Genomic DNA, 16,543 nt, shown 5'->3' on the forward strand with positions numbered 1-16,543 from the left:
ATATAGCACTAGTTCATGTTTTCGCCCAGTCAAAAAAGCTTATTTTCACTGAACGTATAGGCTTATTGACAATTTATATTGGGCGTAAATTAAACTGCCAAAAAGCTCAAAATATGGTTTTAAATGGAATATCTTGCAATTGCTAGATGCATATGTTGCTGTAAGTATTCAGTCGCATGTACGGCAGTTAAGGGTTTGGCAAATAAGTAACCCTGTAATATGTCACAGTTTTGTCGTTTCAAATATTCACATTGCTGTTCTGTTTCAACGCCTTCAGCGACAACTTTTAAGCCAATTGTTTTACCCATCGCGATCATGGCATTAACAATCGCATCTTGTTTTGCGTTACCAATTTTCGAAATAAATGCACGATCAATCTTTAAAATATCAATTGGATATTCAGTTAAATAAGCCAGAGAAGAATAGCCTGTACCAAAGTCATCCAGTGCAATTGAAATATTACGTTCTTTCAATGCGCACAAAATTGTTTTTACACTTTCAGTATTTTCTAAAAATGCTGATTCGGTAATTTCTAACTCTAAATTTTCACCTGTAATAGAGTATTGATCGAGTACAGCATCAATATCATGCAATAACTGACCACGCAAAATTTGTTGAGCAACAATGTTTACAGCAATATGGATGTTAGTAAAACCTAGTTTTTGCCATTCTTGTAACTGTTTCGCTGCCTCATACAAGACAAATCGTCCAATATCAGAAATTAGACTGGTACTTTCTGCTAAAGGAATGAAAATATCAGGCATGATTAGACCTTTCGTTGGATGTTTCCAACGAATGAGTGCTTCAAATCCATTAATTTGACAATTCTGAGCAGTGATTTTTGGCTGATAATAAACAACGAGTTCATTGTTTTGAATCGCCTTTCTCAAATCAAGCTCTAAATCAGTATGCTTAACGACGAAGTTGGTTCGCTCACTAGAATAATAACGGATTGTATTTCCACCTAAGCGTTTGGCTTCTGTTAATGCTTGCTCGGCATGGGTATTTAAGTTATCGACTTGACGCCCGTGTTCAGGGTAAATCGCAACTCCAATCGAAATACTGACCACATACTCTTGATTAGCGATATAAAACGGTTTGCTAAAAGCTTCAACAATGTTACTGCATAACTGATTAATTGGCGGATGTAACGGTGACATTTCATAAATAATTGCAAAATCGTCTGCACTTAAATGTGAGACTAAAAGTGCATCAATATTACTGATACGTAAACGTTGTGCCACTTGCTTCAAAAGTTCATTACCCGCTTGATTGCTAAGTAACTCATTCAAGGCACGGAAACGGTCAATATTAAGTCGGATAACTGCTAAATTCTGTATCGAAGCTTCATTGACCAAATATTGATGCAGTTGCTGGTGATAATAGAAGCGATTAGGCAGATCGGTCAGGGTATCGTAATTGGTTAAATATGATAAACGTTGCTCTTGATGTTTACGTTCAGTTTGGTCAGAGACAATCCCGATATAATTAATTACTCGATCTGATTCATCTTTTACAGCATTGATATGAATCCAAAGGAAACATGATTTTTCAGAAAGATAAGTTTCCTGAAACTCACCTTCGTACTCATGTTCTTCGTGCAAAGTATCAAGGATAGACAGATGAAAATTATGATGATGCTGTTTATTTTGTTTTGTAATCTCAAAAAGTTGTTTTTCTAATATGAACTGTTTATCTAAACCCGTTAATTGTTCATATTTAGGATTAACTTCAAGATAGTGGAAGCTATCATCTAGAATGAAGATACCTTCTGAAGCTTGTTCGAATACACTCGCTGCTAATTTTAACCGTTCTTGGTCTTTCTTTTCTTGGTTAATATCACGATGAATACCGACCATGCGTAGGGGAGTCTCATCTTTTGGATTTCTTAAAATGACTTGACCAACATCATGAATCCAAACCCATTCACCACTCGGTCGTTTAATGCGGAAAGTTTCTTCGTAACGTTTAGTTTGGCCGCATAGATGTTTGTAAAGTGTATTTTTAACACGTTCAACATCATCAGGATGTACGATTTTATGCAGCAACGAATAGTGATTCTCAGAATCACGCGTAACTTCTTTACGATGAGAATTGGTAATCCCAACAGTATTATTTTCTAAATTCCATTCCCAAGGTCGAATACCCGCAGTTTCATGTGCAAAAGCTAAATTTTGACGATGTTCCTGCAAACTATTATTGATTTCTGTTAAATCAAAAGTACGCTCGCGAACTTTTTGCTCTAATAAATGATTGTTAAATTGTAGTTGAGCTTCAATATCTTTCGATTTATTCACTTCACGTTGTAATTGTTGGCAAAGTTCTTCGGTCCATTGATTGTGTTGTTCAGCTACATCGACCAATTGTTTATTTTTTTCTAAAACTTGGTATAAGCGTTGGTGAATTTTAAAAGTTGCTTGTGCACATAAAAGTGTCGCAAAGAAAGATGAATAATAAGCAAGATAAAAAAGCGTATGTTCTTGGTCGCGATGTAAAATTTGAGAAAAAACTAATGGGGTAATACTTGGAATAAAAAATAAAAAGAAATATTTAACATGTTGAGTAAGAAAGGTAAGGGCAATAATATGTGAGGAGGTGAGTAGTAGTGCTGTTAAAGTTAAAATATGGGAACCAGATAAATTTGGTACATCTTTGATCAAAAAATAATTGATGATAATCGTACTGATACCCAGTAATAATCCTGTGAAAAAGCAAATAATTTGAAAGGCGATATTTGTCTTGTGTGCAAACCTAACAGATGAATAATGTTTTATCGAAAAATGACAAATACAATAAAAGCAAAATAAAATGCTAAGGCAAATACTAATCCAAGTCGTAAAAATATTTGCACTAAAAGAATAAAAAAATCCAAATAAAACATAATCTAAGAGAGAAATGCAAAACACACTCAATATAAATAGACGTACATGATTCGTATAATTAATTTGATCCGTATAAACAAATTGTGGCAAATTTTTTTCATGAACCCCGAGCATACAAAGAATAGTCCTTTTCATTATTTATCTATGCGTACAATCATTATTTTTGTAAGCAGGATATAGTTTTATTTTAAATTACCGTTAAACCAGATGGAAAGCAATGCAAATACTTTATTTGGTTGAAAAGTGATAATTTAAAATTGATAAAGCTACAACTGGAGCGGTTTCAGTCCTTAAAACACGATCTCCAATACACCAGTTTTGAAAATGATTTTGGTTAGCAGCATCAATTTCTGCTTCACTTAAACCACCTTCTGGACCAATCAGTAGGGCTAAATTAGGCTGGCTATTTAGTACTACATTTTCTTGGTCTTTGTTTGGCGCTAACACAAAACGTGATTGTGGTAGCTGTGCCGATTTTACCCAATCGGTTAAACTAATTGGTGCTAGAACATTTGGAACTTTGTTCATTCCACATTGTTCACACGCAGCAATAGCAATTGACTGCCAATGATCTAATTTCTTTTGATCACGTTCATATCTTAACCGCATTTCACAACGTTCACTAGTCAATAATTGAATAGTTGTGACACCAAGTTCAGTGGCTTTTTGAATCGCATAATCCATACGATCGCCTTTGCTCATGACTTGGCCTAAAATTACTTTAACAGGTGCTGTTCGATCTATAGAGTTAAATTGATCAATAGAAACAAAAGCATTTTTCTTATTAATTTCAGTAAGGGTTACGATATATTCACCACCTTTTCCATTGAAAAAGATGGCTTGATCTTGCTCTTTTGCACGAAGCACTCGTACCCAGTGATGAAACACCGATTCTGTTAATTCAATCGTATTGCCAGTATTTAATTCTGTTTCGATATAAAAACGGTTCATGCTGGGTAAGGCTCGTACAATTTAGTTTAAACCAAGATCAACAACGAGTTGTCGAGTTGGCTCTGTTTGGTTCATTGAGTAAAAGTGTAAGGTCGGTGCTCCGCCAGCAATTAAACGTTCGCAAAGTTTAACAATCACTTCATGACCGAATGCTTTAATACTTTCGCTATCATCACCATAAGCAGCAAGTTGTTTGCGAATCCAACGTGGAATTTCTGCACCAGTTCCATCCGCAAAGCGAATTAAATTGCTTGCATTGGTAATTGGCATGATGCCTGGTGCAACGGGAATATCCACACCAGCTTTGGCAATACGTTCGATGAAATAGAAATAAGCATCTGGATTGAAGAAAAATTGGGTAATACCTGCGTTCGCGCCTGCATTCACTTTTTCAACAAAACGTTGAATGTCACCATCAAATGTATCGGCTTGAGGATGCATTTCTGGATAAGCAGCCACTTCAATATGGAAGTGATCGCCTGAATGTTCACGGATAAAGCGAACAAGATCTTGAGCGTAAGGTAATTCGCCAAGGCCAACTTGACCTGAAGGTAAATCACCACGCAATGCTACGATGCGGTCAATCCCTTGTGATTTATATAAATCTAACAGCTCAGCAATACGAGCTTTATCATCACCAATACAAGAAAGGTGAGGGGCGACGGGCGTACCTTTGCCATTAAAATCATTAATGGCTGCTAAAGTACGTTCACGAGTAGAACCACCAGCACCATAAGTAATTGAGAAAAACTCTGGGTTTAATAGTTGTAGTTCTTGGTGAACGATACGTAACTTTTCAGCGCCAGCATCAGTTTTTGGCGGGAAAAATTCAAAAGAAATAGGAACACGTTTCGTCATTTCAAATCCTTTTTTAATCGCTTAGACATTATTTTAGAAAAAAGGGCAGTCCGTAAACGTCTGCCCTGATTTTCTTAGTATTTATAAGCGTCAGATTTGAATGGACCTTCCACAGGAACGCCGAGGTAATCTGCTTGTACTTGCGTTAACTGGGTTAATACACCACCAAAGCCAAGAACCATTGCAGCAGCAACTTCTTCATCTAATTTCTTAGGAATCAGTTCTACACGGATTTTCTCAGCTTTTTGATCTTCAGGAAGATCAGCAAATTTCTCAGCGAACAAGTGCATTTGCCCCAATACCTGATTAGCAAAAGAACCATCCATAATACGTGATGGGTGACCTGTTGCATTACCAAGATTCACTAAACGCCCTTCAGAAAGAAGGATTAAGTAATCATTTTCATTTTCTGAACGATACACTTGGTGAACTTGAGGCTTAACTTCAACCCATTTGTAACCACGGAGGTAAGCTGTGTCGATTTCAGTATCAAAGTGACCAATGTTACACACTACCGCACCTGCTTTTAATGAATCAAGCATTGCTGAATCACAAACGTGGTAGTTACCCGTTGTAGTTACGATAAGGTCAGTGCTTTGAAGAAGGTCGAGGTTGATGTCTTCTTTCTTGCCTGTTTGAACGCCATTTTTGTATGGAGATACAACTTCGTAACCATCCATACATGCTTGCATTGCACAGATTGGATCTACTTCAGTTACACGTACAATCATACCTTCTTGACGAAGTGATTGTGCAGAACCTTTACCTACGTCACCGTAACCGATTACAAGTGCACGACGACCAGATAACAACATATCTGTGCCACGTTTGATCGCATCATTTAGAGAATGGCGGCAACCATATTTGTTGTCGTTTTTAGATTTCGTTACGGAATCATTTACGTTGATTGCAGGAACTTTTAAAGTACCATCACGTAACATTTCATACAGACGTTGAACACCTGTTGTTGTTTCTTCAGTTACACCGTGGATTTTTGCAATCACTTCAGGGTATTTTTCGTGAACAAGTAGTGTTAAATCACCACCATCATCAAGAATCATGTTGGCATCCCAAGGTGTGCCATTTACATTGATTTGTTGTTCAAGACACCACATGTATTCTTCTTCAGTTTCGCCTTTCCAAGCAAACACAGGAATACCCGCAGCAGCGATAGCAGCAGCAGCGTGATCTTGAGTAGAGAAGATGTTACATGATGTCCAACGAACTTCGGCGCCAAGTTCTACGAGTGTTTCGATTAAAACTGCAGTTTGGATTGTCATATGAATACAACCCAAAATTTTTGCGCCAGCAAGTGGTTTAGTTGCTGAATAACGCTTACGTAAACCAATCAAAGCTGGCATTTCTGCTTCAGCAAGTTTGATTTCTTTACGGCCGTAGTCAGCAAGAGAAATATCAGCGACTTTATAATCTGTAAATGAAGCAGTAACCGCGTTCATCAGGATCTCCTAGAAAAAATAGTATGGATCATTCTGTTCGCGGATGCCGTTGTTGGTTAAAGCGAGCGTATAACCGATCGTCGAGCCTGGCAAATTGATTTTTAGTGCTAATCAATCGTCGCAGCATCCCTCGACTGGGCATTATAATACTTGGAAATGATTTTAGTTCCAATGCTATTTTGTTTGAGATGGCTATAAAATGAAGAATTAGATTGGGATAAGTGATTAAATTTTTTGAATGAACGATCAAGGATTCCAAATCCCTTTGAAATCCTTATGAATGCACAAAAGAATTGCATTAAGCTTTTAAATGATCTTCAAATTCTTCGCCAAGCTGCATGGCTAGGGCATTTCCAGATAAGTCACACGTGACCAAACCGTATTCTTTTTTAAAACTAAAGGTAAAACCTTTATTGTCGGCTAAACTTTTTACTGAATATCCTAATTTTTCTAACCAAATACGAAAAGCCAATAAATTTTTTGCTTTCACAACTCTGTTTTTCATTCCAGAACTCCTTTTAACTTGTATTTATTAATAAGGGTGACCTAAAAAATTTTAAAGGGGGATTGCATATATTTATTTTTCTTCATGTAACTAATGTAAAATTAGATTAATTGAAACTGAAATTAAACTTAAATTTTATCTGATAAAATTATTTAAATAATTGATTTTATTTATTTATATTGTTTTTTCTTGAATTGGATATTGATCCAGAATAAATGTAAAAAATGATTTCACTTTCTACTTTTTAAAAACTAAATTTTAGCCTTTAAAAAGTAGAACTTTAAAATTAGAACTGATCTTTAAGCGCTCTGATCCGTGCGAAATCTTCGGCACTTTCTGTACGCAAGAAAGGATTTGTTTCAAGTTCTAATTCAATTGTACTTGGCAGAGTAATTTGTTCTGCATCTCTCAATGCTTTGACTTCCTTTATGCGTTCTTGTAGTGCAACGTTATGAGGTTCAATTGTTAATGCAAACTCAGCATTTGCAAGCGTATATTCATGTGTACAATAAACTTTGGTTTGTATTGGCAACGCTGCTAAGCGATTTAATGAGTGGTACATTTGTTCAGCAGAACCCTCAAATAAGCGTCCACAACCCATTGCAAATAATGTGTCACCACAGAAAAGCGTGTCTATTTCTTCAATAAAATAAACAATATGACCTAGTGTATGCCCTGGTGTTGCAATAATTTCAACTTTTAAATCATTAAAGTGAAAATGGTCGTTATGTTGAAGTGGATTCGATATAAACGAAATTTTACTGAGTTCATCACGTGGACCGAAAACTGGTAAATTTTGGTCAGCCAATAGACCTTGTACACCATCAGTATGATCTCGATGCCAATGTGTTAACCAGATTTGTTTCAACTCAAGTTGATGTTGTTCGCAAAAATCGATAACAAGTGCTGCTTCTGTTGGATCAATTGCTACAACTTCTTGCGTATGAGTATCTTCTAATAACCAAATATAGTTTTTTAAGGCATTTTTTACGTCAATTGCATGAATTTTATAATGCATGGCCGAATCCTAAATCTCTGATTTATGTGGTTATTGATGAATAGAGTATTTGAATAATCAAATCATAATTAGTTTAAGTGTAAATGTATAAGAGTGCAAAAGCTTGCGTAAGAATTGATACAGAATGCTGACTTTTTAGGGCATATTATGACAGCTTCAATCATGAAGCATTTTTCAAGTTGACAAGTTATAATTTTTCTATAAATATGATATAAAATTTTGATAAATTAATGGTTTATATTCATCTTTGGTGGTGTGAAAAATACTTAATTAAAGCTAACATAGTTTAAAAATTAGATTTAACAATATTTAACGAAGTAAAACATTTAAAGATGAAATGAAAAATAAATCATAAGAATAAAGTGAGAGCATTATGACTGATTTGGTAGATCATGAGATTGTCGTTATCTTCAAAAAACATTTATATCCTTTGTCTTCCAAACTTACAGAAATGTTGAATGAGCATTTTAGCCATCAAACAGAGCGTCGTGGTTGTGGTTATACTCAAGCCACTCGTGTGATTGCTGAATTTGTTTCACAACCTCGTGATATGTTGGGATTTCAAGACTTTCGTATTTTTGAAGACTACGAGGTTAAAGGATTGAAAAACATTTTAAATCAAAGTTCTTCATATGGTTTAGTGTTAGAAACTTGGCGTAATTTGGATATTAATATTGATGTGCAACAATATTTAGAACGTTCTAATTCACAAGATACATTTACTCAAAATTTGCAACAAGAAGTTGATTTTCAAGCGAAGCTTAGAAAAATCCATCAATATGCAGAGCTTGAAGAAAGCATTTTAATTTGCCAATTACTTTCAGATATTATTCTTCCACAAACAATTGATCAAATTGAAATGATTGAGTGTCATTCTCTAGAGGAAAAGCCCAAAGTTGGCTCATGTCCGATGGCAGAAAAATTTTTCTTGCGAATTGCACATCATCGTTTATTGAGACAAGGTGAAATTAATATTTTTGTGGATGATAATGGTTTACCCATTATGATGGAGAAACTGAATATGGGGGATAATCACTCCTGTATCAGTCTCGTGCCATTGATGATGAATGGGGTGCGCTTACCTGCAGGAAGTCTTTTCTCTGCAAGTTATGAAGTCGATGCGCTGGAAAAGAAGCCTAATAAACAATATAAAGGATATGTGATCCCAATTTCTCAAATGAATGGTTTTTGGTTTTTACGATTAACGACACTGGCTGTTTCGCCAAAAAACCGTGCACGTGCGTTTGGGTATCATTTTAAACAACAGGTAGATAATGGATTATTTAGACCTGATACGACGGAACTAAGTCAACTGATTGAGATTGCAAAAGATCAAATTTATGTAGGGCATCCATGCTAAAAGCTTGTTACGCACCACGCTATTTTGCAAGAACACATACCAACAGTATGGAAAAACTGACAGCCGTCGCTGATGTGCTGCGAACTCATCAAATGGTTGATTTAATTGATCCAGGTTTAATTGATACTGAGATATTAAAAAAACTACATAACCCAGAATATGTGGAAGCCTTTTTATCGGGAGAATCTGCATTTGCTACTATTCAGGGTTTTAAACCTTGGAATGAGCAATTAAGGGATGCCATTCTGTCGGTGCAAGCGGGGCAGCTTTTAGGAGCTGAGATCGCATTGAAAGAAGGGATTGCTGCAAATATTGCACAAGGTTTTCATCATGCGAGTTATGAGTCAGGTGCCGCATATTGTACTTTTAATGGCTTGGCATTGGTTGCAAAACAAAATCCTGAGAAGCGGATTTTTATTTTAGATTGTGATCAACATGGAGGCGATGGCACAGCAATATTTACCAATCGGATGACCAATTTGATTAATTTTAGTATTTTTGGAGTTCGTTTTGGTTGTAAGGCTGGTGAACGTAGTTTGACTCGCTATATTCATCCTAAACAGGGTAATTTTGATTTGTATCGCGAAGCAATTTTTGAAGCGTTTCAATATGCTTCACATTGGGAAGCAGATCTAATTATCTATCAAGCGGGGATGGACTGCCACCAACTAGATAAATATGGCTCCAAATGGTTTACCACTGAGTTGTTATATGAGCGAGATCGCTTAGTTTTTGAAATGGCAAAAAAAATGAAAATTCCATTACTGTTTGTATTGGCGGGTGGGTATCAAGAACTGGATGATTTAGTCCCTTTACATGTCAATACATTTAAAGCTGCAAATGAAATTTACTTTCCTTGAAATAGTAGAAAGATACAAAAAAAGCCCTCAAAATGAGAGCTTCGTCTTATGCTGTGATTAGCGTAATTTTGCTAACCAATCACCAAATGATTGAACGAGTTGAACTAAAATTAGTAGTACAATCACGGTTAAAATAACAACACTAGTATCAAAGCGTTGATAACCATAGGAAATAGCTAAATCACCGATACCTCCTGCACCAACTGCGCCAGCCATTGCAGTTGCACCAATTAAGGAAATCGTCCCTGTGGTCAGATTCAAAATTAATGAGCTACGTGCTTCGGGGATAATAAATTTAAAAATGATCTGCCAAGGCGAGGCACCCATAGCTTGAGCTGATTCAATAATACCCTCATTCACTTCAAGTAATGAAGTTTCAATCAATCGCCCTAAATACGGACCTACGTAAATGGTGAGTGGAACAATCGCAGCCCAAGTACCAATCGAAGTTCCAACTAATAATTTAGTTAATGGAATGACTGCAATAAGTAAGATGATAAATGGTAAAGAACGTAGTGCATTTACAATTGGGTTGAGAAAATAATAGATTGCTCGGTTTTGTAAGATACCACCTGTGCGAGTGACAACTAAAGTTACGCCTTGAATCAATCCCCAAATACAACCAAAAAGCAATGAGAAGAACACCATTTGAAAGGTTTCTTGTAATGCCGTGACGAACTGATCAATTGAAAGGGAACTGTGCCAAAACGGCGCGGAAGCTTCAGTAAGCCATTGTACGATTAAATCTCTCATTGGCTCACTCCTGATTGTTCAACTTTCACGCCTTGTTGCTCAAGAAACTTAATGGCATCTTGAATAGTCGTTGAATCACCCAAAAGTTGAATAAACATCTGTCCAATCACAGTACCATTGATTTCAGTCATGTTGGCAAAAAGAATATTTAGGCTCAAATCAAATTGCTTAATCACAGCTTGAATTACTGTTTCTTGAGCAGACGTCCCCAAGAATTGCAGACTATAAATACTATTGTGATGCTTATGTTCAAGGTTATTGAGAATATTAATTGGTAACTGTTGTTGCAAAACTGTTTGAATGAAGGTCTTTGTAGTCGAATGCTGAGGTTGGCTAAAAATATTGAGGGTGGGGCCTGTTTCAATCACATGGCCTGCTTCCATGACTGCAACATAGTCACAGACTGACTCAATTACATCCATTTCATGGGTGACCATTACAATGGTAATCTTTTGTTCTTTATTAATCTTTTTTAATAACGATAAAACGGATTGTGTGGTCTGAGGGTCCAGTGCAGAGGTTGCTTCATCACATAGTAAAATTTTAGGATGATTTGCAAGCGCGCGGGCAATACCTACACGTTGTTTTTGTCCACCTGAAAGTTCATCAGGGTAGGCATCTTTCTTATGCTTGAGATCGATGAAATCTAATAGCTCTGCTAAGCGCTTTTCACGATCAGCTTTGTTATGCCCCAATAATTTGAGTGGCATTTCAATATTTTCAGATACTGTTTTAGTTTGCAGTAAATTGAAATGTTGAAAGATCATGCCGATATTTGCACGTTCTTGACGAAGCGTACGCGCATCCATTGCAGTAAAGTCTTTCTGATTGATAATCACTTGTCCCTGAGTCGGGCGTTCAAGCAAATTAATCAAACGGATCAACGTACTTTTACCTGCACCACTATAACCAATAATGCCGAAGATGCTGCCTTCTGGGATCTCTAAATTAATTTGATCCAGTGCGTTGATCGTTTGACCTTTCAATTGATAGTGTTTCGAAATGTTTTTAAATTGGATCATGTTCGTCAGTACTAAGCAAAAAAGAAAAAACAGGCAAATATCTTTGCCTGTTTCATTGAAAATATTATATTACGATTTTGCTTCAGTGAGATAGCTTGTCGGTTTGTTTACATCAACTTTTGTACCTGCAAAATGTTCTTGCACATATTTTTTCACAGCTTCTGTATGATAAAGCGCACCAACTTTTTGTAGTACTGCATCGTCTTTACGAGATTCAGCAGTTGCTAAAACATTGACATTTAATTTAGTACTTTGATCAATTGGTTCGTAATAGATTGCATCTTTAAGAACGTTCAAACCACCTTCTAAAGCCAAGGTATTACCTAATAAAATCGCATCAACTTCGTCTTTTACACGTACAGCTGTCGCCATTTGAATTGGCTTGATTACGATTTTTTTACTATTTTCGATAATGTCCGCAGGTGTGCCTTTCACAGGATCGAAATCAGCTTTTAATTTGATTAAACCTGCGCTTTGTAAAAGTAACAATGCACGTGATTCGTTTGCACCGTCATTTGGGATTGCAATGGTTGCACCTTGAGCAAATTCTTCAACTTTTTTGACTTTACTTGAATAAATGCCCATCGGTTCTAAATAAGTCGTTGAAACAGGTGCAATCTTATCTTTATTTGCCGCATTAAAAGCAACAAGGTAAGCGTAAGATTGGAAGGCATTAATATCAACTTCTTTATTAGCAACAGCTGTATTCATTGCAACATAGTCCGTGAAGTTTTTGACTTCAAGTTTAATACCTGCGGCTTTGGTTTCAGGTAAAGTTGCAATATAACGCCAAATATCAGCATCTGAGCCAGTAGATGCCATAACAACAGTTTGTAATCCACCAGCATTCGCTTTTTGCTCAGTAGATGCGGTATCAGGCTGTTTACTGCATGCTGCAAGTAATAACACCGATACACTTAAAAAAAGGCTAATCAGCTTTTTCATGTATAAATCCTAGTCGGAACAATGCCGAGAAAATCTTCCTTCCTCTAGCATCAGGAATCGCAATGGTTTTGTATGTTGTAAATTGGCATCATCATTCAAAATTATTATAGATTTTGAATCTAAGACGTTTTACAACATCGAAAAATAGATGATTGTTCATGTTCTACTCTAATGCTACTAGACTAAGAAGAAGAGCCAATCAAATTATTCTTACGCTAAATCTTGAAGTAGATGAAATGTCACAATTTAAAATTAATATTCTAAATATATGATAATGATCAAAAAGAATCTTAACTATAGTTAACAATTCATCTATTAATTTACCAATCATACCAATAATTTAGATCTTGTTATAGTAGTTGTGCTCGATACTTCAAAGTCTAATGGTATGATTATTTAAGAAAAATTATGTTCTAAGTAAATATAAATGAATGATAGTTTTATGAATTTTTCTGAATACAGATTGCAAATAGTTTACTTTAAATTGAATATATATTTTTCTGAATTTGTTATTTATATAATGAATATAGATGCTTGATTTATGCACTATTTGTGAATAAAAAAGCCTTCCGAAGAAGGCTTCCTTTCATCGTGATAAGGCTTATTCAGCTTGTTCACGTGCAATCGCACGGTAACCAATATCACTACGATACTGCATACCTGTAAATGTCACTTGACCACACACTTCTAAAGCATTGATCTGCGCTTCAAGTACTGTATCACCTAATGCTGTTACACAAAGAACGCGACCACCAGCTGTGATGATATGGCCATCTTCTGTCGTTGCCGTACCTGCATGGAAGATCTTGGTATCTTCAGGAGATTGTCCGATACCAGAAATCACATCACCTTTACGTACAGTATCAGGGTATCCTCCAGCTGCAAGTACAATACCGATTGATTTACGTTCATCCCACTCAGCTTCGCTTGGTAAATTACCCGCAATACCTGCTTCAACCAAATCTACTAAAGATGATTTTAAGCGCATCATAATCGGTTGTGTTTCTGGATCACCGAAACGACAGTTAAATTCAATAACGCGTGGTTGACCTTGTTCATCAATCATTAAACCAGCATATAAGAAACCTGTGTAAACATGACCATCAGCTGCCATACCATCAACTGTAGGGCGCATGACTTCATTCATTACACGTTCAAATACTTCTGATGTAACAACTGGAGCAGGAGAGTAAGCACCCATACCACCAGTATTTGGGCCTTGGTCACCTTCAAAAATACGTTTATGGTCTTGTGAAGTTGCCATAGGTAAAATGTTGTTGCCATCAATCATACAAATGAAACTTGCTTCTTCACCTGCAAGAAATTGTTCAATTACAACACGTGAACCAGCGTCGCCAAACTTGTTGCCTGCAAGCATATCGTCTATCGCAGCAAAAGCTTCTTCGTTGGTCATTGCAACGATTACACCTTTACCTGCCGCTAAGCCATCCGCTTTGATCACGATTGGTGCGCCATGTTTTTCGATATAAGCTTTTGCAGCATCTACTTCAGTAAATACATCATAAAATGCTGTTGGGATATTATGACGTTTTAAGAAATGTTTAGCGAATGCTTTAGAACCTTCAAGCTGTGCAGCGTACTGAGTCGGTCCCCAGATTTTTAAACCTGCTTCACGTGCTGCATCAACCACACCATTGACTAAAGGTGCTTCAGGACCAACAATCACCAATGCCACATCATTTTCTTTGGCAAATTCGATAATGGCAGGATTATTTAAAATATCGATGTCAACGTTTTGACACTTATCTTCGGTTGCTGTGCCTGCATTACCCGGCGCAACAAAAACTTGTGTTACTTTTGAATCTTGTGCGATTTTCCATGCAAGTGCATGTTCACGGCCACCGCTACCCAAAACTAAAATATTCATTATTAAGTTATTTCCTTTTTCCGTATTTAAGAATATACCTGTTCAGAATAAAAAAGTCCCCCTAGGATGCGATTTAGGTGTCGCAAGAAAGAGGGACTTAGGGGTATTAATGACGGAAGTGACGCATACCCGTGAACACCATTGCAATACCAGCTTCATCAGCGGCTGCAATTGTTTCTTCATCACGCATAGAACCACCTGGTTGGATAATACATTTAATGCCAGCTTTAGCCGCATTATCAATACCATCACGGAATGGGAAGAATGCATCAGATGCCATGACCGCACCTTCAACGACTAAGCCAGCATGTTCAGCTTTGATTGCAGCAATACGAGCAGAGTTTACTCGGCTCATTTGACCTGCGCCTACACCAATCGTTTGACGATTTTTAGCATAAACAATCGCATTTGATTTCACATATTTTGCTACTTTCCAAGCAAAGATAAGATCATCAATTTCTTGTTCGGTTGGTGCGCGTTTAGTTACTACTTTTAGATCATCTTTGGTGATCATACCTAAGTCTTGATCTTGAACTAACAAACCACCATTCACGCGTTTATAGTCAAGTTGAGCGGTACGTGCATCGATTGCAGGAAGTTCACCACAGACTAACACGCGTACATTCTTTTTCGCGCCAGTGACCTCAAGTACGCCTTCAGCAATACTTGGTGCAATAATCACTTCAACAAATTGGCGATCCACAATGGCTTGTGCAGTTGCAACATCTAATTCACGGTTGAATGCAATGATGCCACCAAACGCAGATTCAGGATCAGTTGCATAAGCAAGATCATAAGCCGCTTGGATACCATCTAATGAAACTGCAACACCACATGGGTTTGCATGTTTAACGATGACACAAGCAGGTTTTGCAAATGATTTAACACACTCAAGTGCTGCATCTGTATCTGCAATATTGTTATAAGACAATTCTTTGCCTTGTAATTGTTTCGCAGTTGAAACTGATGCTTCTTTCGCATTTGCTTCAACATAGAATGCTGCATTTTGATGAGGGTTCTCACCATAACGCAAATCTTGAGCTTTATTAAGTTGGGTGTTAAACGTGCGAGGGAATAAATCTGCTTCACCCTCAGCTTTGCCAACACGAGCACCAAGATAAGATGCAATCATGCCATCATATTGTGCTGTGTGCTCAAACGCTTTTACCGCTAAGTCGAAACGAGTCTCGTAAGAAAGTGCACCATTATCTTTTAATTCAGCAACGACTAAATCATAGTCAGAAGCATTTACAATAATACCCACAGAAGCATGGTTCTTCGCTGCTGCACGCACCATTGTTGGACCACCAATGTCGATGTTCTCAATCGCATCAGCGAGTGAGCAGTTTGGTTTAGCAACTGTTGCAGCAAATGGATAAAGGTTTACTACGACAAGATCAATTGCATCGATATTGTGTTCTTGCATCACAGCTTCGTCTAGACCGCGACGCGCCAAGATACCACCATGAATTTTTGGATGTAGTGTCTTAACACGACCATCCATCATTTCAGGAAAACCTGTATGTTCAGAAACTTCTACTACAGCGATATTGTTGTCTTTAAGCAACTTATATGTACCACCCGTAGATAAGATTTCTACCCCTAATCCAGCAAGGTTTTGAGCAAATTCAACGATTCCAGTTTTGTCGGAAACAGAGATTAAAGCACGTTTGATAGTCATGATTCTAGTCAACAGTTTGAAGTCTACAGATTAAAACAAAGGCAAAAAAAAATGCCCACGAGAACGTGAGCATTTTATCAATTATTCACTCATTAAACCGTGAGCTTTTAACTTTTTACGTAAAGTTCCGCGGTTAAGGCCTAAAATCTCAGCAGCGCGCGTTTGATTGCCACGAGTGTATTCTAAGACCACAGATAAAAGAGGTTTCTCCATTTCTGCTAAAACCATGTCATAAACTTGAGATGGTTGCTCACCTTGCAATTGTGCAAAATAATGACGAACTGCGCGATCTACATGGATGCGAAGAGCGACATCAGATTGAGCCGTAAAAATAGGAGATTTGCTATTCATGCGTGTTAATCC

At 37.0% G+C, this 16,543-nt stretch carries 14 protein-coding genes; 2 read left to right on the top strand and 12 right to left on the bottom strand.

Annotation, left to right across the window (positions count from 1 at the left end; genetic code table 11):
- Window positions 1-119: 119 nt before the first annotated feature.
- From IEV17_RS05525 to gloB, 6 genes are all read right to left on the bottom strand, one after another.
- A complete protein-coding gene (locus IEV17_RS05525) occupies window positions 120-2,996 on the bottom strand; it encodes an EAL domain-containing protein (protein WP_004661281.1) in 2,877 nt (958 codons plus the stop codon).
- 114 nt (window positions 2,997-3,110) lie between these two features.
- Window positions 3,111-3,833: a 16S rRNA (uracil(1498)-N(3))-methyltransferase gene (locus tag IEV17_RS05530; protein WP_004661282.1), complete on the bottom strand. Its 723-nt coding sequence runs from the start codon at window positions 3,831-3,833 to the stop codon at window positions 3,111-3,113.
- Window positions 3,834-3,854: 21 nt separating this feature from the next.
- Entirely contained in the window at window positions 3,855-4,691 is an 837-nt protein-coding gene (gene metF, locus IEV17_RS05535; protein ID WP_004661285.1) for a methylenetetrahydrofolate reductase [NAD(P)H], read from the bottom strand.
- A 74-nt stretch (window positions 4,692-4,765) separates the two neighbouring features.
- A complete protein-coding gene (gene ahcY, locus IEV17_RS05540; RefSeq protein ID WP_004661286.1) occupies window positions 4,766-6,148 on the bottom strand; it encodes an adenosylhomocysteinase in 1,383 nt (460 codons plus the stop codon).
- Window positions 6,149-6,446: 298 nt separating this feature from the next.
- Window positions 6,447-6,653: a hypothetical protein gene (locus IEV17_RS05545; RefSeq protein WP_004661287.1), complete on the bottom strand. Its 207-nt coding sequence runs from the start codon at window positions 6,651-6,653 to the stop codon at window positions 6,447-6,449.
- Between the two features lie 286 nt (window positions 6,654-6,939).
- Complete coding sequence (gloB, locus tag IEV17_RS05550; RefSeq protein ID WP_004661288.1) at window positions 6,940-7,671, bottom strand: hydroxyacylglutathione hydrolase; 732 nt, start codon at window positions 7,669-7,671, stop codon at window positions 6,940-6,942.
- Between the two features lie 373 nt (window positions 7,672-8,044).
- Between gloB and IEV17_RS05555 the strand changes: the two genes are divergently transcribed.
- Together IEV17_RS05555 and IEV17_RS05560 are read left to right on the top strand one after the other, a co-directional pair.
- Window positions 8,045-9,031, top strand: a complete 987-nt coding sequence (locus IEV17_RS05555; RefSeq protein ID WP_004661289.1) for a hypothetical protein — start codon at window positions 8,045-8,047, stop codon at window positions 9,029-9,031.
- Window positions 9,025-9,891 (top strand): arginase family protein, encoded by an 867-nt coding sequence (locus IEV17_RS05560; protein WP_004661290.1) that lies wholly within the window; start codon window positions 9,025-9,027, stop codon window positions 9,889-9,891. Before IEV17_RS05555 ends, IEV17_RS05560 begins: the two co-directional genes overlap by 7 nt.
- 57 nt (window positions 9,892-9,948) lie before the next feature.
- On the opposite strand, the gene IEV17_RS05565 is transcribed toward IEV17_RS05560, so the two are convergent.
- The 6 genes from IEV17_RS05565 to fis all read right to left on the bottom strand — a co-directional run bounded on the left by IEV17_RS05565 (window position 9,949) and on the right by fis (window position 16,531).
- Window positions 9,949-10,644, bottom strand: a complete 696-nt coding sequence (locus tag IEV17_RS05565) for a methionine ABC transporter permease (protein WP_004661291.1) — start codon at window positions 10,642-10,644, stop codon at window positions 9,949-9,951.
- A complete protein-coding gene (locus IEV17_RS05570; protein ID WP_004661292.1) occupies window positions 10,641-11,666 on the bottom strand; it encodes a methionine ABC transporter ATP-binding protein in 1,026 nt (341 codons plus the stop codon). Before IEV17_RS05570 ends, IEV17_RS05565 begins: the two co-directional genes overlap by 4 nt.
- Window positions 11,667-11,735: 69 nt before the next feature.
- Window positions 11,736-12,611 (bottom strand): MetQ/NlpA family ABC transporter substrate-binding protein, encoded by an 876-nt coding sequence (locus tag IEV17_RS05575; RefSeq protein ID WP_004661294.1) that lies wholly within the window; start codon window positions 12,609-12,611, stop codon window positions 11,736-11,738.
- Between the two features lie 601 nt (window positions 12,612-13,212).
- Entirely contained in the window at window positions 13,213-14,499 is a 1,287-nt protein-coding gene (gene purD / locus IEV17_RS05580) for a phosphoribosylamine--glycine ligase (RefSeq protein WP_004661296.1), read from the bottom strand.
- 106 nt (window positions 14,500-14,605) lie between these two features.
- The gene (gene purH / locus IEV17_RS05585) at window positions 14,606-16,180 is read right to left on the bottom strand and encodes a bifunctional phosphoribosylaminoimidazolecarboxamide formyltransferase/IMP cyclohydrolase (protein WP_004661299.1); all 1,575 of its coding nucleotides are present in this window, start codon (window positions 16,178-16,180) and stop codon (window positions 14,606-14,608) included.
- 81 nt (window positions 16,181-16,261) lie between these two features.
- Complete coding sequence (gene fis, locus IEV17_RS05590) at window positions 16,262-16,531, bottom strand: DNA-binding transcriptional regulator Fis (RefSeq protein WP_001086304.1); 270 nt, start codon at window positions 16,529-16,531, stop codon at window positions 16,262-16,264.
- Between the last annotated feature and the right edge of the window lie 12 nt (window positions 16,532-16,543).

It is taken from the genome of Acinetobacter modestus (genome assembly GCF_014636095.1).
Classification (GTDB): Bacteria; Pseudomonadota; Gammaproteobacteria; order Pseudomonadales; family Moraxellaceae; genus Acinetobacter; species Acinetobacter modestus.